This window comes from Nonomuraea spiralis, from assembly GCF_014648435.1.
Lineage (GTDB): Bacteria > Actinomycetota > Actinomycetes > Streptosporangiales > Streptosporangiaceae > Nonomuraea > Nonomuraea spiralis.
In genome coordinates, this window is record NZ_BMRC01000006.1 from 495,454 (window position 1) to 513,284 (window position 17,831).

Here is a 17,831-nt window from a genome sequence, read left to right on the forward strand (position 1 = left end):
CCGGAATCCCGCTTGATCATTACGGCGGTGCGGCTTCCCGTTAAGCTCTGCGCGCATGCGATTAAAGACGATCTGCATGCTGCTGCTGGTCTACGCCGTCACGGCGGCGCCCCTGTTCCTGCCCGGCGAGCTGCGGGTGATCGTCCAACCGGCCACGGACGAGGCGGCCGAGGTCTACTACGAGCCCGTCTCGCCCGTGCTGCTCAGGTCGTACGCGGACATCGAGTCCTTCAACCAGGCGCAGTTGCTCGCCGAGCAGCGGGCCGAGGCCAATCCGTACGACCTCGCTCCCCCGTACATCGCCCACGGCGGACGGTACCGGCTCGTCGCCCCCTACGTCACGGCACGAGGGCGCGCGCTGGCCGCTCCGGTGCTCTCGGGGACGTATTGGTCCGAGGGACAGCAGGTCAGATACGACATCGTCCCGGAGGTACGGCGGGTCACGAACAGTCAGGCCGCGCTGAAGCAGCTGTTCGAGGACAGGCTCGGCCTGCGTGAGGAGCCCAGCGCCCTCGGCGCGGGGATCGACGCGGAGACGAACCGGATCGTCCTTGAGACGAACGACTTGGACCAGGCTCTGCGCCGCAGGCTGGCCGAGCGGTACGGCGGGCTCGTGGCGGTGAAGTGGGATCCGTTCCTGAAGCCGTGGGTGCTCCTGTGAACCGGGATCCGCGTCATGCGGCTTTACCGGCGCCGAAAAGCAGCGGTCAATCCATGCGACACGACATGAAGGAGTGCTCATCGTGACTTCCGAGACGGACCTCGGCGGGTGGGGCGCCGCTCTGGACGGCGCCTTCGAGATCCTGCTCGACGGAAAACCGGCCGCCGACCCCGCCGCCGGATACGGCGTGTATTACGCCTCGGACCCCCTCGACGAGTTCCTGTTCCCGAATCCCTGGGCCACCCCCGACGCGCTTTCAAGCCGGGAGCCGAGACACCTTCCGGATTCGGACGGCGAATATCCCTTCTCCCCTTGGACATGGCGGTTCAACCTGAGCGAGTCGCTGTTCTGCTTCGACGCCGATCTCCTGGCGGGAACGGGACCGTGGGGCGACGGCGGGCACAAGGGCCCCCGGCCGTTCGACGACGCGTTCGTCGCGGACCTGCGGACCGTCTCCTCGGTCGCCGAGTCCGGTGAATCGCTGGTGCTCGGCGCGGAGTTGGGACCGCTCCTCGGCCGCCATGGCGTCGACCTGACCGGCACGAACTCCGGGAAGCTGAACAGCTGGCTGACCGTGTTGCTGCGCGTCGCCACCGACGGCACTCTGACCGACGCGATGCGGGCCGCCACGTTCACCGAACGCGGGCCCGAACACCTGGTGTCGATTCACGACATGAACCGCGTGCGTTCCGCCGGCGAGCCGTGGGAGGAAAGGCTTGGCGCGGTCACGCATCCCGCGCTCCGCGACCATCTCCGAATGCTCTGCCTCTCCGAGGACGACGCGCGTAGCGAGGGCGGCTTCTACTGCGGCACCGGGCACTGGCCGTGGGCCGATGTCCTGGAATTCGCCGGCTGTTCCGTTGTCGCGGGCTGGGGGTTCGGCGAGTCCCAGTCCGGTGCCGCCGTCGTTCGTTTGCCGGACGCATTCATGGTCGTTCGCTGAGAACATCTCAGTAAGAAATCAGCGCCTCCCTCAGGCCGATGCTTGATCGGCCGGGAGGCGCTTTTTTTTCGGGCCCGGTAGCCCTTTTTCTGGACGGCGTTCCGGAAACCGCGACTGCGCGTGGCGGGTCCACGGCGGTTGGGGCGCCGTGGTCCAGGGGTGGGGTGTGAGCGCGTCGCGTCCTGTCCGAGTGTTGCCGTGTGCGCAACGATGGCAAGCGATTGCCAACCGGCTTTGTGCCCAGAAGCGGGCTATCTGAGACCTCTATTGACAATATAGGCAAGCGCTTGCGATCGTGTGCCCACCCCCCGACGAGCGGGCGATCACGAAAGGACGTGGCGACCGTATGGACGCAAACCGACTGGGCAGGCGGCAGCTCCTGCAGGGCGCGCTCGGGCTCGCCGCGCTGGGCGCGCTGGGCGCGCTGGGCGCGTGCGGCTCGGGCGGCGGTGGCGCGGGCAGCGGTACCAGTGGCGCTCGGGCCAACGCTCAGGTGACGTTGCCGCGCCACGTGCCCTTCACCGGGCTCAAGGCGGATCTGCCGGCCACGGCCGACGGCGTGTTGCCGGCGTTCTTCGCCTATCCGGCGGACCCGGTGAAGTTCACCACCGAGGTCCCGGCGCGCGGCGGCACCGTGCACGCCCTCTGCACCATGAACACCCCGCCCACCCCCTTGGCCGGCAACCGCTACTGGCAGGCGCTCAACCAGGCCCTCGGCGCCGAGCTGAGGATCACCGGCGCGCCCACCGCCGACTACGTCAACAAGTTCCAGACCATGATGGCCGGCGGCGACCTGCCGGACACCATGGAGGTACGGGCCAACACCCCGCAGCTCCCCGGCCTCCTTGAGGCGAAATTTCAGGAATTATCGGAATTCCTCTCCGGCGACAAGATCAAGGACTACCCCGGCCTCGCCAACATCCCGACCACGAGCTGGCAGTCCACGGTCTACAACGGCGGCATCTACGGCATCCCCATCCACCTGCCGGCGATCCGCCTGGCCGCCTCCGCCCGCGCCGACATCGTCGCCGCCAAGGGCCTGAGCCTGGACGTACGGTCGGGCGCCGAGTTCATCGCCCTGCTCAAGGGCCTGACCGAGCCCTCCGCCAACAAGTGGGCCATCGACGAGCCGCTCAGCACGCTGGAGTTCGTCGGCGCCATGCTCGGCGTCGCCAACAACTGGAAGGTCGAGGGCGGCCGCTTCACCAAGAACTACGAGCAGCCCGAGATGAAGAAGGCCCTGGAGGTCGTCGCCGGGTTGTGGAAGGACCAGGTCTTCCACCCCGACGCCTTCACCGCCACCGGCGCGCAGAAGGTCGCCTGGATGTCCAGCGGCGCCACCAAGATCCACGTGGGCGCGTCCACCTGGTCCAACATCGCGATCGCCGCCCGCGCCGCCGACCCGAAGGCCGAGCTCAAGGCCCTGCAGCCGCCGAAGTTCGACGGCGGCGGCCCCGCGCCCACCTACCTCGGCCCGGCCGTCTTCTCCATCACCGGGCTGAAGAAGGCGCCCAAGGAGCGCATCGAAGAGGTGCTGCGGGTGCTCAACTGGCTGGTCTCGCCCTTCGGCACCGCCGAGCACCGCCAGCGTGTCTACGGGGTCAAGGACTGGGACTTCACGCTCAAGGGCAGCGACCCGATCCACACCGACGCGGGCAAGTCGGAGACCACCGTGCCCACCCTCTACATCGCGGCCTCGCCGGTCGTGCACTACGCGCCCGGTTTCCCCGACATCACCAGGAACGAGTACGAGGCCGAGAAGGCCGCCCTCGTCAACGCCGAGTCCTGGCCGATCGGGGGCCTCTACTCGGCCACCGACCAGAGCCAGGGCGCCACGCTCGACAAGCGGATGCGTGACCTGCAGGCCGACATCATCCAGGGCCGCAAGCCCGTCTCCGCGTGGGACGAGGGCGTGGCCGCCTGGAAGTCGGGCGGCGGGGACAAGACGCGCGCCGAATACCAGGACGCGCTGCAGAAATCAGGGAGGAACTGATGATCCGATTAGTGCTGGCCGCCCTCGCCGTGACACTCGCGCTGCCCGGCACCGCGTACGCCGCCCGCGGGCCCGCCCTCGTGCTGCCGGACCCGCCCGCGAACGGCATCGCCCGCGCCCAGGTGTTCGACAGCCAGGTGCCGGACAAGTCGGTGTATCAGGGGAAGGTCTCCTTCACCTGGGGCGCCTTCCCCATCACGGGACAGCCCGCCGGACTGGTCCCCAGCCGCTACATGCCGGTGATCCGCGACAACAGCCCCGACCGTCCCCTGTCGTGGTACCAGGCCAACCACCCCGACTGGATCATGTACAAGGAGGACCGGGTCACGCCGGTCTTCCAGTCGGGCAGCTCCCAGGCCGTCACCCTCGACATGGCCAACCCGGCGGCCCGGCAGTTCATGCTGGACAACCTGGTCAAGCCGGCCGCCGCGCTCGGCTACAAGGTGATCGCCATGGACAACGTGGTGCCGTGGAACTGGACCGCCGCCTCCGGGCACTACGACCAGAACGGCACCTGGGTCCAGCAGTACGCCTCCGGCACCGACGACCCCGCCTACGCCGCCGCCTTCCTCGACTACCTGTGCTGGATGAAGAAGGAGATGCACAAGCTGGGCCTGGCCCTGGCGGGCAACATCAGCCCTCTGGGCGTCAACGCCTGGCAGCGTCAGCAGTCGGCGCAGGCCGTACAGATCGTCGACCTGTGGCTGCACGAGGGCGGCTTCACCCGCGCCCGCGACGCCAACATCACCGACGACGAGTGGGCGCAGACCTTCGCCCTCTACCGCTCGGTCGTGGGCGTCAAGCCGGTCGTGACAGTGAACCAGACGACCACCACCGCGCTCGCCAACGCCAGTCAGCAGCAGGTCGACTGGATCATCGCCAACTACCTGCTGGTACGCGAGCAGCAGACGATGCTGACGCTGTGCGGGCGCAACGAGTACGGCGTCTGGCTGGACCGGCCCGAGCTGAACATCGACCTCGGCACCCCGGCGGGCGCGCCCGTCCAGGACGCCTCGGGCGCCTGGCGGCGTGACTACCAGCTCGGCAAGGCGCTGGTGAACCCGTCCTCGACGCAGAGCGCGACCGTCACCCTGCCGCCGGGCACCTGGACCGACTCGCACGGCGTGGCCCACACCGGCCAGGTCACCCTGATCCCCAATTCCGGCCTGATCCTGACCAGCTAAGGAAGACCACGTGCGCCTCCACCTCACCTCCTCCGGCGAGCCGCTGCCCGGTCTGGCCGAGATCGCCGCCGAGTACCCGCATCGCTTCGGCGACGGGCCGGACGCCACCCGGATCCGGATGGTCCCCGGCGACGCGCCCGGCTACGCGATCGAGCGGGAGGAGGGTGGCTGGCGCCTGACCTACGACCGCCCGCGCGACGCCTACCGGGCCCTGGGCGTCGCGATGGGCGGCCTGTCACCGAGCGCCGGGTCCAGCCCGTTCCGATCGCTGGCCCTCATGCTGGACGTGTCGCGCAACGCCGTCATGCGTCCCGCGTCGATCGCCTCCTACCTGCGTAGATGCGCGCTCATGGGCATCGACACCCTCTGGTTGTACATGGAGGACGTCTACGAACTGCCCGGCGAGCCCATGTTCGGCTACGCCCGCGGCGCGTACACCGCCGACGAGTTGCGTGCCATCGACGACCAGGCGTACCGGCTGGGCATCGAGGTGATCCCGTGCGTGCAGACGCTCGGTCACCTGGAACAGATCCTCCAGTGGCCGCGCTTCTGGCCGCTGCGCGACACCGAGCGCGTGTTGCTGGCCGCGGACGACGACGGCTACGCGCTGATCGGCCGGATGATCGAGACCGTCTCCTCCTGCTTCCGCAGCCGCCGCGTGCACGTCGGCATGGACGAGGCCCACGGCATCGGCTCGGGCCAGTACCGCCGCCGCTTCGGCGAGCGGCCCTCGTTCGAGATCCTGTCCGCGCATCTGGAGCGCGTGGTGGCGATCTGCGAGGAGCGCGGGCTGCGGCCGATGATCTGGAGCGACATGTACTTCCGGCTCGGCTCGGCCCTCGACCACTACTACGACCCCGGCTCCGAGATCCCGTCCTGGGTCGCGGGCGGCATCCCCGCGCCGGTCGAGCTCGTCTACTGGGACTACGAGCACGGCGAGCGCGCCTTCTACGACGAGTGGATCCGCAGGCACCGCGAGGGCCTGGGCAAGGACCCGGTCTTCGCGGCCAGTGGGTGGACGCATCACCGCATGTGGGCCGCGCTGCCGAAGGCCCTGGCGACGTTGTCGGCCGGGATGGCCGCCGCCCGCGACGCCGGCCTCGCCGAGGTGGCCATCACCATGTGGGGCAACGACGGCACCGAGTGCGACCTGTTCTCCGCCCTTCCCGCCGTCCAGTCCTTCACCGACCTGGCGTACGGCGGCACGGACGCGGACCTGGCGGCCAACTTCGCCGGGTCGTGCGACGCCACTTTGGACGGCTGGCTGGCCGCGGCCGAACTGGACCTGCTGCCCGGCTCCGGCGACCCGGTGGCCTGGCGCGGCAACCCGGCCAAGTGGCTGCTCTGGCACGACCCGGTGCTCGGCTTCCTCACCTCCGCCCTGCCGCCCTGGCTGGCCGGTCACTACGACGACCTGGCCGTCCGGCTGAGGAAGGCCGCGCGGGTCAGGCCAGGCGACGCCCGGCTGGACTTCCCCGCCCTGCTCGCCGAGGTGCTGGCCGCCAAGGTCCGGCTGCACACCGGTGACGGCGCCGACCTGCCCGCCCTGGCCGACGGGGTGCGCCGCCTGCGCGAGCTGCACCGCCGGGTCTGGTGCGGCGACAACAAGCCGTTCGGCTGGGACGTGATCGACCGCCGCTACGGCGGCCTGCTCGCCCGCCTGGACCACCTGGCCGAGCACGGCTCCCCCGACTACGAACGCCACGACCCCTACCCGGACGGCGGCGCGATCGCCCAGTGCCTGCCGTACGCCAGGGTCGCTTCGGCCAGTTTCATCAGCTGAGAAAGGGTGCGCATGCTGCTCAGAAGGCCGCCTGCCGTACGTCAGGAGAGCCGCTGGCGGCGGGACAGGTTCCTGTTGCTGCTGGCAGTGCCCGGCATGACGATCGTGATCCTGTTCCACTACGTCCCCCTGCTGGGGAACGTGGTGGCCTTCCAGGACTACCAGCCCTACATCGGGATCTTCGAGGCGCCGTGGGTGGGCCTGCGGAACTTCGAGGGCATCTTCACCTTCGACCCGGCGTTCGTCAACGCCCTGGTGAACACGCTGGTCATCTCCTTCCTCCAGGTCGTGTTCGTCTTCCCGGTGCCGATCGCGCTGGCGCTGCTGCTGAACTCGCTGCTGTCGGAGCGGATCAAGCGGGTCGTGCAGTCGGTGTTGTACCTGCCGCACTTCATGTCGTGGGTGATCGTGGTCGCGATCTTCCAGCACATGCTGGGCAACGGCGGGCTGCTCAACGCCTGGCTGCGCAGCAAGGGCATGGAGGGGTTCGACCTGATCGGCGACCCCGAGCTGTTCAAGGTCGTGATCACCTCACAGGTGATCTGGAAGGACACCGGCTGGGGCACGATCCTGTTCCTGGCCGCGCTGTCCCGGGTCGACCTGGCCCTCTACGAGGCGGCGGCGGTCGACGGGGCGAGCCGGATGCGGCAGATGTGGCACGTGACGCTGCCCGCGATCCGGGGCGTCATCGTGTTGCTGCTCATCCTCAAGCTGGGCGACGTGCTGACCGTCGGGTTCGAGCAGATTCAGCTCCAGCAGCGAGCGGTGGGCGTGGACGCCTCCGAGGTGCTGGACACCTACGTGTACAACAACGGCGTGACCGGCGGGAACTGGGGCGTGTCGGCCGCGGTCGGGCTGGTCAAGGGCGTGATCGGGGTGGCGCTGGTGCTGGCCGCCAACAAGATCGCGCACATCTTCGGCGAGAGGGGCGTGTACTCGCGATGACGAGCGCGCACATCACCAGGGCGGCCGGCCGCCGCGACGCGCGTCCCAGGGAGCTGCGCAACGGGCTGGAGCCGGCGGGCCGTCCGATCAGGGCGCTCAAGGGCGTCGTGCTGCTGGCCGCGTGTCTGGTGGTGATCCTGCCGTTCGTCGCGGTGATCGCCACCAGCCTGGCCGACCAGGTGCAGATCAACCTGGCCGGCGGGTACGTGTTGTGGCCCGAGCACCCCACGCTCGACGCCTACCGGGCGATCTTCGCCGGAGGCGTGGTGTCGCGGGCGTTGTTCGTGTCGCTGGGCGTCACGGTCGTCGGCACGCTGCTCAGCCTGACCTGCACGACGCTGCTGGCGTACTCGCTGTCGCGGCCGGGCAGTTTCGGCTCCCGGCCGTTGCTGCTGCTCGTGCTGTTCACGCTGCTGTTCTCGCCCGGCATGATCCCGAGCTACCTGATCGTCAAGCAGCTCGGGCTGCTCGAGTCGTACTGGTCGCTGATCCTGCCGGTGCTGATCAACGGCTTCAACGTGATCGTGGTGCGCTCGTTCTTCCTCGACCTGCCCAGGGACCTGCTCGACTCGGCGCGCATCGACGGGGCCGGCGAGTTCCAGGTGTTGCGCCGGGTGGTGTTGCCGCTGTCGAAGGCGGTGCTGGCCGTCGTGGGCCTGTTCTACGCGGTGTCGTACTGGAACAGCTTCTTCTCGGCCATGCTCTACCTCAACGACTCGGCGAACTGGCCGTTGCAGCTCGTGCTGCGCACCTACGTGGTCGACAACGCCACGATGGGCGTGGACAACACCGCCCTGACCGGCGAGCTGCCGCCGCCGCAGCAGGCCCTGCAGATGGCCGTGCTGGTCATCTCGTTGGTGCCGATCCTGATCGTCTACCCTTTCCTGCAACGTCATTTCGCCAAGGGAATTCTGATCGGGGCGGTCAAGGGATGAGCACGGTGTGGCTGTTCACGGGCGACAGCGTGACCCAGGGCGCGCTGCACACCTTCGGCTGGCGCGACTACACGCAGTTGTTCGCCGAGCGGGTGCGCTTCGAGCTGAACCGGCCGGCCGACGCGGTGATCAACACCGGTGTCAGCGGTCAGAAGGTCTCCGAGCTCGACGTCGAGGGCGCGGTGCTGCGCCACCGGCCCGACGTGGTCGTGCTGATGTTCGGGCTCAACGACTGCGCGGCCGGGCCCGCGGGCCTGCCCGCCTTCGTCCGCGACTACGCCGCGGTCATCTCCCGCGTACGGCGGGCGGGCGCGAAGGTCGTGCTCCAGACGCCCAACCGGGCCCCGGAGTCCGGCTGGGCCGACCTGCCCGCCTACGCCGAGGCGGTGCGTTCGCTCGACGCCGACGTGCTGGTGGACCACCACGCGACCTGGGACGGCGGCGAACACTGGATGGGTTCCGGCTGCCACCCCAACGAGTACGGCCACCGCGCGCTGGCCAGGAACCTGCTGCGGGCGCTCGACCTGTGGGAGCCGGTCGGGGTGAGCGGGTCGCTGTTCATCCCGTGACGCCGGGGATGACCGACTCCCAGCCGTCCACCGGGTCGCGCAGCTCGACGGCCGCCACCGCGTCGTCGAGTCTGGCGGCCCATCGGGCGTAGACGGCCTGGCCCGCCTCGCCGTACAACTCGATCCTGGCGCCGAGGCGCTCGTGGCGGGCGAAGGCCAAGGCGCGCAGCACGTCGTGGATCCGGGCGGCGCCGAGGCTGTCGCCGAGCCAGAGCAGGTCGGTCATGAGCTTGTACGTGGTGCCGAAGTAGGCCCCGTCGGGGCGGGCGGTGACGGGGGCCGGTGCGAGGGCGCCCACGCCGCGAACGTCCAGGGCGAGCACGGCCCGGCCGCTGCCGAGTCTCGCGCCGATCCACTCCTGGCGTTCGGGGAGGGACGCGGTGCCGTGCTCGAACAGGGCGATGACCAGGGTGCCGGCCGGGTCCGGCGGTCCCGCCAGGACACCCGCGTTCCACACGTCGCGCTCGGAACGCCAGAAGACGTGCCGTACGGGTACCGGCGCCTCGGGGCGGTCGAACCAGCGAGGGAAGAACTCGGCGGGCGGCTCGCGGTGGGCGTGCACGAGCGCCTGGACCTGCTCGACCGTGGCCGGCCGCGCGGGCGGCTCGGGCACGTGCGTCGTGCCGGGGCGGTCGTGGAAGACGCCGTCGCGGGTGCAGGCCAGGGCCTCGGCGGGAAGGATCTCCGGTTCGGCGTCGGACAGGACGGTGCCGCCCAGGTGGCGGGCCAGGAACGCGGTCGCGGCGCGGGCCAGCTCCGGGTGGTAGCCGTGGGCCACCGGGGCGCGGGCGACGGACAGCGCGTCGGGGGCGTCCAGGAGGGCGTACGCGCGGGCGGCGCGGGACACCGTCTCCAGCGTGCCGTCCAGCGGGAAGAAGTCGTAGTCGGCCGCCAGCACCAGGGCCGGGCGCGGGGCCATGGCCAGCAGGAGGTCCTCGTGGCCGACGCCCAGCAGGGTGCCGCCGGGCAGGATCTGCTCGGCGTCCTGGGCCTGCCCGGCCCACAGGTAGGCGCGCCTGCTGGTGACGAACGTGCCGGGCGCGGCGGCGGCCAGCCGGGGTTCGAGGGCCATCATGAGCGTGGTGAGGACGCCGCCGCCGCTGTTGCCGGTGATGCCGACGCGCGCCGGGTCGACGTCGGGGCGGGCGCACAGGTAGTCGATGCCGCGCCGGGCGTCGTGCACGAAGTGGGCGGCCAGGGAGTGTCCGGCCCGCCAGCAGGTCACCCCGGCGTCGGTGTGCTCGGCGACGCCGCCGTCGCCCCGGTCGGCGAGGGCGCGTTCGCCCTGGCCGACGGGGTCCATGACGAGGACGACCAGCCCCGCCCCGGCCAGGCGGGCGCAGACGGCCTGGTAGGTGGGGTGCGCCTTGGCCTGCCCGCCGTGCCCGCAGACGAACAGCACGGCCCCCGCGGGCTCGGACCGCCGCGCGGGCCGCCAGAGGTTCGCGGGCACGAGGACGCCGGGCGCGGTGCGTAACACCATGCGTTCGACGACGAGGTCGCCGGCGCGCACGCTGCCCAGGTGCTCGGCCTCCGGCGGGGCCGCGCCCTCGGCGAAGGGCGGGAGGGACGTGCCGTACAGGCTCGTGGTGAGGGCGGCGCGGACGGCCGCCTGCCGGGCGCGGACCTCGGCCGGGCTGGACAGCGCGTCGTTGACCGCCTCCCACCGCGACAACAGCCGCTCGGTACGCCGGTAGACGTGGGCCTGGAGGTCGTGCGTGACGTCGAAGCGGCCGTCGAGGAACGGCCCGAACCCGGGGATCACCGGCGCGGCGCCGGCCCGGTCGAGCTGCGCACCACCAGGTACGTCTCCAGCTCCACCAACGGCGGCGGGGGCTCACCGTGGAGCCCGTCGAGGACGTCGAGCAGCAGGTCGACGGCGGTGGCACCGGCCTCGGCGCCGGGCACGTGGATCGAGGTGAGCGTCGGGTAGGCCATGCCGGACAGCGGGCTGTCGTCGATGCCCATGACGCTCAGGTCGCGCCCGACGCTGAGACCGCGCTCGGACATGCGGGCCATGACGCCGAGCGCGATGAGGTCGTCGTAGGCGATGACGGCCGTGGCCGGGCTGCCCTGGAGCAGGTCGGCCGCCTGCACCCCGGCCTGCACCTGCGGCTCGAACGGGCCGAACGTCACCAGCTCGGCCCCGAGCTGCGCGCACGCCTCGGTGATCGCGGCGTGGCGCTGCTGGTTGGACCACGAGCGCCGGGGCCCGGCCAGGTAGCCGATGTGCCGGTGGCCGAGCGCCACCAGGTGCTCGACCGCCTGGCGCATGCCGTCGGCGTTGTCGATCAGCACCGACGGGTGCTCGGGCACGCGCCGGTTGACGAACACGGTGGGCCCGAGCCGCCCGATCTCGGCGATGCGCGGCTCCGGCGAGCGGGGCGAGACCATGATCAGGCCGTCGACCTGCTTGCTCAGCACCCGGGCCCGGTCGAGCTCGTCGGCGGCCCGCTCGTCGGTGTCGGCCAGCACCACGACGAGGTCCTTGCGCGCGGCGCGGGCCTGGACCGCCTTGATGATCGGCGGGAAGAACGGGTTGGCCACGTCGGGCACGATGAGGCCGATCGTGCCGGTACGTCCCATCGACAACGACCTGGCGACCCGGTTGGGCGTGTAGCCCATCTCGCGCGCGACCCGCGCCACCTTGTCCCGGGTCTGCGCGCTGACCCTGCCCGGATCGGACAGGGCGCGGGAGACCGTGGACGGCGACAGGCCGCATGCCTTGGCGACATCGGCCAGCGTGACGGTCATGGACATCTTTCCTTCATGGGTGCAACGCTAGCGCAAGCGGTTGCGCATGGTTTCCGATTCGGCCGCTCGATCTGCCGCGCTCATGTCGGGCAACCGCTTGCGAGAAGGGCCTCGACGTCCACGGGCTGACCCGTACGCGACGACAGCCGGACGGCCTCGCCGACGGCCACGGCCCTGGCTCCGTCCAGGCTGCCGGCACGCAGGCCGAGCGGGTCGTCGCCGCCCCCGGTGAACAGGTCGCGCACGAGGAGTTCGTCGGCGCCGAGATGGCCGCCCACCTCCCCCTCGACCACGAGCTCCCGCCGGTCGCCGAACATCGGGAAGACGACGATCGGCTCGGGCGGGCCCGACGCCTGCCTGCCGTATTCGAGTGTGGCCTCGATGCGGCCGTGCGTGCCGTTGATCCCCAGGCGGTAGCCCTCCCACGGGGCGGAGAACTGGATGCTGTACGACAGATGAGCGCCGCCACGGTAGCGCACGAGCGCCGCGTAGTTGTCCTCGATGTCGATCTCCGTGTCGTAGATGTGACCGAGGGGGCTGTCGGGCAGCGACACGCCTTCCTCGGCCCAGCGCCGCCGGTAGGGGTCGTCGGCCGCGTGCGGGCTGCCGGCGCCGTAGTAGGCGCGCGAGCCGTACCCGAAGACCTGGACGGGCACGTCGGCCAGCCACCAGCCGACCAGGTCGAAGTGGTGGCAGCTCTTGTGCACCTGGAGGCCGCCGGAGAGCTCGGCGCGGCGGTTCCAGCGCTGGAAGTAGCTGGCGCCGTGCAGGGTCTCGACGTTCCAGACGAGTTCGACGCTGACGACCCGGCCGATCTCGCCCGCCATGAGCAGCCGTTTGACGGCCTGGTGGCGTGGGGCGTAGCGCAGGTTGTGGGTGACGCGGACCCTGCCACCGGGGTCGGCCGCGACGATCCTGGCGGCGTCGCGGGCGGTGGTGACCATGGGCTTCTCCGACACCACGGCCAGGCCGCGGGCCAGGCCGGTGAGGATGGCCTCGGCGTGCGTGTGGTCGGGCCCGGCGACCAGCAGCGTGTCGGGGCGGGTCTCGGTGATCAGGTCGTCCAGCCGGTCCGGCGGGTACCAGGGCAGGGCGGGGTCGAGGTCGCGCACCCGGGCCTCGTCGGGGTCGCACACCGCGACGATCTCGCCCGACTCGGCGTAGGCGCCGCCCAGCGGGCGGGTGAACACCGACATCGCCCGCCTGCTCAGCCCGGACAGCGCGTAGCGCCGGCGCTCAGCCACCGCTCACCACCGGCTCGTCCATGACCAGCGCCGCCGACTCACGGTCGAGGAAGAGCCGCGCCCCGGCCTGCCCGCGCAGCCACGTGGCCGGGCAGTGCGCCCCGACCTCCCCGCGCAACGCCCGCTGCACGGCTCGCGCCTTGCGCGCCTCGGGCACCACGGCCTGTACGTGCCGCGCCCCGAGCAGGGCCGGAACGGTCAAGGTGATGGCCGTGGCCGGAACCGCGTCGAACCCGGCGAAATGCCCCTCCCCCACCTGCTGGTGCCGGGAGGCCGGGGTCAGGGTGATCACCCGCGCCCATCGGGGGTCGTCACGGTCGGCGTCGTACGGCTCGTTGAAGGCCAGGTGCCCGTTCTCCCCGATGCCCAGGCAGACCAGGTCGAGCGGGGCTTCGCGGAGCAACACCTCGTAGCGGGCGCACTCGGCCTCGGGGTCGGCCGCGTCGCCGTCGATGTAGCAGACCCGGGCCGGGGCGAAGGGCTCCTCGACGTGCTCCCTGATCCAGCGGCGGAACGAGGCGGGATGCCGGTCGTCGATGCCGACGTACTCGTCCATGTGGAACACGGTCACCTTCTCCCACGGCACCTGCTCCTCGCGCAGGGCGGCGACGAAGGCGAGCTGGGAGTTGCCGGTGGCGATCACGACCCGGGCGGCGCCGGTGGCCGACACGCACGAGCGCAGGATGTCCGCCGTGTGGCCGGCCGCCGCGACGGCCATCGCCTGCCGGTCGTCGTACACGCCGACCGGCAGTCCTTCCGCGTCGAATCGGGCGAGGGGCTCGTTCACGTGGTGGTTTCCCTTCTGATGACGGCCGCGGCGCCGTGCCGGGCCAGGTCGCGCAGGTCGGCGAGGACCTGCCCGGTGAAAGCGGGCTCGTACGGCAGGTCCTCGCCGAACACCTCGGGCACGGTCAGCAGTTCCTCGGGCGGCATCGAGCGCAGCCGTCCGGCGAGCGGGTCGGAGACCTCCAGCGGCCGCCCGCGGTCGTCGGCGCCGCCGGAGACGTGCCGCAGCCAGGCGGCGACGGCCAGGCACGCCCAGCGCGGGTGCGCCCCGGCGGCCAGCCGGTCCCTGACCGTGCCGAGCAGCCGGATCGGCACCTTGAGCGAGCCGTCGATCGCGACCTGGGCGCAGCGGTGGCGCAGCGCGGTGTTGCGCATCCGCGCCAGGATCGCGGCGGTGTAGACCTCCAGGTCGAGCCCGTCCGGCGGGGTCAGCGAGGGCAGCACGTCCTCGGCGGTCAGCCGGTGGGCCAGCGCCTCCAGCGCGGGGTCGGCGAGCGCCGTGGCGATGTGCTCGTGCCCGATGAGCGCCCCGGTGTAGGCGAGCGTGCTGTGCGTGCCGTTCAGGATGCGGATCTTGGCCCGCTCGTGCGGGGTGACGTCGCCGGTGAACAGCGCGCCGCCGCGCTCCCACGCCGGCCGCGCCGCCGGGAAGCCGTCCTCCAGCACCCAGTGCGTGTACGGCTCCGCCACGACGACGGCGGGGTCGCCGGTGAGCTCCCGGTCCGCCCGGGTGGCGGCGGGCACGATGCGATCGACGACCGTGCTGGGGAAGGTGACGTTGGCCCTGGTCCAGGCGTCCTCCTCGAAGAGCTCGCGGAGGCGGCGGCCGTTGCCGGGCAGGTTGTCGCACGAGACCACGGCCAGCGGCCCGGCGTCCCTGCGGGCCCGCGCGGCCAGCCCCTCGGTGAGCAGGGCGACGACGGCGCTGCCCGGCCGGTACGCCTTCTCGGTGACGGTCAGCGTGACGACCGTGGTCCCCGGGTCGGCGAGTACGGCGACGACCCGGTCGCGTTCGGTGGGGGCGTGCAGGGTGGCGGTGATCGAGGAGACCGTACGGGCGGTGGCGTGTTCGCCGTCGCGTACGAGCAGCGTGTAGCGGTGGCCGCGCTCACGCAGGGCGCGCACGACCTCGGCCGAGCGGGGCGCGACCGCGCACACCTCCCACCCGGCGTCCTCGGTGTAGATGGCCTGGTGGGCGCGGTGGAAGGCGCCCAGGCCGACGTGGACCACGCGCGGCATCACATCACCGCGCCGAGTTGCCAGGGCACGAACTCCTCGGCCCCGAAGCCCAGTTCCTCGCTGCGCGTCGGCTCACCCGAGGCGACCCGCAGCACCAGGTCGAAGATCTGCCTGCCGACGGTCCGCGGATCGGCGCGGCCGTCGGCGATGGGCCCGCAGTCGAGGTCCATGTCCCCGGCCATGCGGCGGAACAGCTCGCTGCTGGTGGCCAGCTTGGCGCTGGGCACCGGGCGGCAGCCGTACACCGAGCCGCGGCCGGTGGTGAAGCAGATGACGTTGGCGCCCCCGGCGACCATGCCGGTGGCCGAGACGGGGTCGTAGCCGGGGGTGTCCATGAAGACCAGGCCCTTGGCCTCGACGCGTTCGGCGTATTCGTAGACGGCGGTGAGCGGGGTGGAACCGCCCTTCGTGACCGCTCCGAGGGACTTCTCCAGGATCGTGGTGATCCCGCCCTCCCGGTTGCCCGGTGAGGGGTTGTGGTCCATGCTGCCGCCGTGCGCGGCGACGTACTCGCGCCACCAGGCGACGCGTTCCATCAGACGGGCGGCGACCCGCGGGGTGGCGGCCCGTTCGGCGAGCAGGTGCTCGGCGCCGTAGATCTCCGGGGTCTCCCCCAGGACGGCGGTGCCGCCCTGGGCGACCAGGAGGTCGGCGGCCACGCCCAGGGCGGGGTTGGCGGTCAGGCCGGAGTAGCCGTCGGAGCCGCCGCACTGCAGGCCGAGGATCAGCTCCGAGGCCGGTACGCGGGTGCGCCGGGCCCTGGCGACGTCGGGGAGCAACTCCTCGATGGCCCTGGTGGCGGCGTCGACCGTCTTCCTCGTGCCGCCGAGTTCCTGGATGGTCAGCGTGGGGATGTCGGTGGCCGGCTGGTTGACCTCGCAGCCGAGGCCGAGCATGAGGATGGCGCCGAAGTTCGGGTGCGCGGCGTAGCCGTCGAGGGTGCGGCGCAGGATCGCCAGGCCCTCGCCGTCGTCGGCCAGGCCGCAGCCGGTGTTGTGGGTCAGGGCGACGACGCCGTCGATGCCCTCGTGGTCCTGGAAACGCCGGGCGACGAGCCTGGCGACCGTGGCCGAGCAGTTGACCGAGGTGAGGATGCCGATGTGGTTGCGGGTTCCCACCCTGCCGCCGGGCCGTACGTACCCGTCGAAGTAGGACGTCTCCTGCGGTGCGGGCGTCGCCGACTGTGCGGCCGGAGCCGTCCGGCGGGGGGCGGTGTCGTCGTGGCGCAGGTTGTGTGTGTGCACGTGCGCGCCCGCCTCGATCGCGGCCGACGCCACGCCGATGTGCTGACCGTACTTGAGCACCGGGTCGCCCGCCCGCAACGCGCGCAACGCGATCTTGTGCCCCCTTGGCACGTCACCCGCGACGACCAGCCCGTCGTACCGCTCGCCCGCGCGCAGGTCGCGTAAGGCGACCGCGACGTCGTCCCCCTCGCGCAGTCGCAGCAGATCCTCGCCCATCACGCAGCCCCTTCCCGAAGCCCGTCCTCGTCCAGCAGCCAGCGCCCGCCCACGACCGTGGCCCGTACGCCGAAGTCGTCGTCGAACAGCGCCAGGTCGGCCAGGCACCCCGCCCGCAGCGCCCCCTGGTCGCGCAGCCCGAGCACCCGCGCGGGCGTGGCGGTGGCCATCGCGACCACCTCCGGCACGCCCAGCCCCAGCTCGCGCCGCAGGTGGCCGAGCATCGGGCCGAGCCCGGTCGTGCTCCCCGCGAACGACGCGCCGCCCGGCGCCATCCCCACCCCGTCACGTACGACACAGTCGAGCGCCCCCAGCCGGTACGGCGACCCGTCCGGCAACCCGGCGCCCGGGGTGGCGTCCGACACGACGCACAACCGCCCCGGCAGGCAGCGCGCGGCGATCCGCAGGAGTTGCGGCGGCAGGTGCCGGCCGTCGGCGATCACCTCGGCGGTCAGCCCGTCGCTGGCCAGCGACTCCTCCAGCAGCCCCGGCACCCGCCACGGCCCCCGCCTGGTCAGCGCGGACTGCCCGCTCCACAGGTGGGTGAGATGCGTGACCCCGGCCGCGACGGCGGCGGCGAAGACGTCCCCGGCGGCCTGGCTGTGGCCGATCGCCACGACGCTCCCGGCGGCGGCGAACCGCCGTACGGCCTCGATCCCGCCGGGCAGTTCGGGAGCGAGCGTGACCATGCTCGGCGTCCCGGCGGCCAGCAGCGCGCCGACCGCCTCGGCCGACGGCGGCACGAGCAACGCCGGATCATGTGCCCCGGCCTGCTCGGGCGCCAGGAACGGCCCCTCCAGGTGCACCCCGAGCAGCCGGGCGCCCTCGCGCGGCGGGCCGTCCGCCGGATCGTTCGCGATGTCCGGTTCGGTGATCGTCCGGGCCAGGGCCAGCCGGTCGGCCAGGTCCGCCGGCGGGGCCGTGGCCAGCGACGCCTGCACCGCGGTCACGCCGAAGCGCGCCTGCGCGGCCAGGACCGACGTCCAGGCCACGGCGTCGCCCTCGTCGAACCCGCGCCCGCCGGCTCCGTGCGTGTGCAGATCGATCAGGCCCGGCGTCAGGTACGCCCCGCCGGCGTCCACCCGCCGTACGCCGACCAGTTCGGCGGCGGGCAGCACCGCCTCGATGCGGTCGCCGGACACCACGACGGCCAGGTCCTCCCGGACTTCCCCCGGCAGGACCGCCCGGGCCCCGGTCAAGGCGTATCTCGCCATGCACTCCCCCTCACCGCAAGCGGTTGCGCAACTTGTTTATCCCATCGATGACGCCATCATCAAGAGCTTGTCGGCAATTGCCGCAAACGCTTGCCTTTCGTATGATCGACGTCACGCGAAG

Annotated in this window: 15 protein-coding genes; 8 read left to right on the forward strand and 7 right to left on the reverse strand. The window is 71.8% G+C overall.

Annotated elements, in window-relative coordinates; genetic code table 11:
* Positions 1–55 precede the first annotated feature (55 nt).
* The 8 genes from IEZ27_RS18155 (at position 56) to IEZ27_RS18190 (ending at position 9,013) form a co-directional block, all read left to right on the forward strand.
* A complete protein-coding gene (locus IEZ27_RS18155) occupies positions 56–661 on the forward strand; it encodes a hypothetical protein (RefSeq protein WP_189648273.1) in 606 nt (201 codons plus the stop codon).
* Positions 662–743: 82 nt separating this feature from the next.
* A complete protein-coding gene (locus IEZ27_RS18160; protein WP_229824084.1) occupies positions 744–1,604 on the forward strand; it encodes a hypothetical protein in 861 nt (286 codons plus the stop codon).
* Positions 1,605–1,950: 346 nt separating this feature from the next.
* Positions 1,951–3,597: an extracellular solute-binding protein gene (locus tag IEZ27_RS18165; RefSeq protein ID WP_189648275.1), complete on the forward strand. Its 1,647-nt coding sequence runs from the start codon at positions 1,951–1,953 to the stop codon at positions 3,595–3,597.
* Complete coding sequence (locus IEZ27_RS18170; RefSeq protein ID WP_189648276.1) at positions 3,597–4,781, forward strand: alpha-amylase family protein; 1,185 nt, start codon at positions 3,597–3,599, stop codon at positions 4,779–4,781. Before IEZ27_RS18165 ends, IEZ27_RS18170 begins: the two co-directional genes overlap by 1 nt.
* A 10-nt stretch (positions 4,782–4,791) precedes the next feature.
* Complete coding sequence (locus tag IEZ27_RS18175) at positions 4,792–6,564, forward strand: beta-N-acetylhexosaminidase (RefSeq protein WP_189648277.1); 1,773 nt, start codon at positions 4,792–4,794, stop codon at positions 6,562–6,564.
* 12 nt (positions 6,565–6,576) lie between these two features.
* Entirely contained in the window at positions 6,577–7,509 is a 933-nt protein-coding gene (locus IEZ27_RS18180; RefSeq protein ID WP_229824085.1) for an ABC transporter permease, read from the forward strand.
* Complete coding sequence (locus IEZ27_RS18185; protein ID WP_189648278.1) at positions 7,506–8,444, forward strand: carbohydrate ABC transporter permease; 939 nt, start codon at positions 7,506–7,508, stop codon at positions 8,442–8,444. Before IEZ27_RS18180 ends, IEZ27_RS18185 begins: the two co-directional genes overlap by 4 nt.
* Positions 8,441–9,013: an SGNH/GDSL hydrolase family protein gene (locus tag IEZ27_RS18190; protein ID WP_189648279.1), complete on the forward strand. Its 573-nt coding sequence runs from the start codon at positions 8,441–8,443 to the stop codon at positions 9,011–9,013. The genes IEZ27_RS18185 and IEZ27_RS18190 overlap by 4 nt, the downstream gene beginning before the upstream one ends.
* On the opposite strand, the gene IEZ27_RS18195 is transcribed toward IEZ27_RS18190, so the two are convergent.
* The 7 genes from IEZ27_RS18195 to IEZ27_RS18225 all read right to left on the reverse strand — a co-directional run bounded on the left by IEZ27_RS18195 (position 9,003) and on the right by IEZ27_RS18225 (position 17,710).
* Complete coding sequence (locus tag IEZ27_RS18195; RefSeq protein ID WP_189648280.1) at positions 9,003–10,778, reverse strand: alpha/beta hydrolase family protein; 1,776 nt, start codon at positions 10,776–10,778, stop codon at positions 9,003–9,005. The two genes, IEZ27_RS18190 and IEZ27_RS18195, sit on opposite strands and share 11 nt — an antisense overlap.
* Positions 10,775–11,767 (reverse strand): LacI family DNA-binding transcriptional regulator, encoded by a 993-nt coding sequence (locus IEZ27_RS18200; RefSeq protein ID WP_189648281.1) that lies wholly within the window; start codon positions 11,765–11,767, stop codon positions 10,775–10,777. Before IEZ27_RS18200 ends, IEZ27_RS18195 begins: the two co-directional genes overlap by 4 nt.
* An 80-nt stretch (positions 11,768–11,847) precedes the next feature.
* Positions 11,848–13,011, reverse strand: a complete 1,164-nt coding sequence (locus IEZ27_RS18205; RefSeq protein ID WP_229824086.1) for a Gfo/Idh/MocA family protein — start codon at positions 13,009–13,011, stop codon at positions 11,848–11,850.
* Complete coding sequence (locus IEZ27_RS18210; protein WP_189648282.1) at positions 13,004–13,798, reverse strand: glucosamine-6-phosphate deaminase; 795 nt, start codon at positions 13,796–13,798, stop codon at positions 13,004–13,006. Before IEZ27_RS18210 ends, IEZ27_RS18205 begins: the two co-directional genes overlap by 8 nt.
* Positions 13,795–15,036: a mannitol dehydrogenase family protein gene (locus IEZ27_RS18215; protein WP_189648283.1), complete on the reverse strand. Its 1,242-nt coding sequence runs from the start codon at positions 15,034–15,036 to the stop codon at positions 13,795–13,797. Before IEZ27_RS18215 ends, IEZ27_RS18210 begins: the two co-directional genes overlap by 4 nt.
* Complete coding sequence (locus tag IEZ27_RS18220; protein WP_189648284.1) at positions 15,036–16,496, reverse strand: UxaA family hydrolase; 1,461 nt, start codon at positions 16,494–16,496, stop codon at positions 15,036–15,038. Before IEZ27_RS18220 ends, IEZ27_RS18215 begins: the two co-directional genes overlap by 1 nt.
* Positions 16,496–17,710 (reverse strand): N-acetylglucosamine-6-phosphate deacetylase, encoded by a 1,215-nt coding sequence (locus IEZ27_RS18225; RefSeq protein ID WP_189648285.1) that lies wholly within the window; start codon positions 17,708–17,710, stop codon positions 16,496–16,498. The genes IEZ27_RS18220 and IEZ27_RS18225 overlap by 1 nt, the downstream gene beginning before the upstream one ends.
* Between the last annotated feature and the right edge of the window lie 121 nt (positions 17,711–17,831).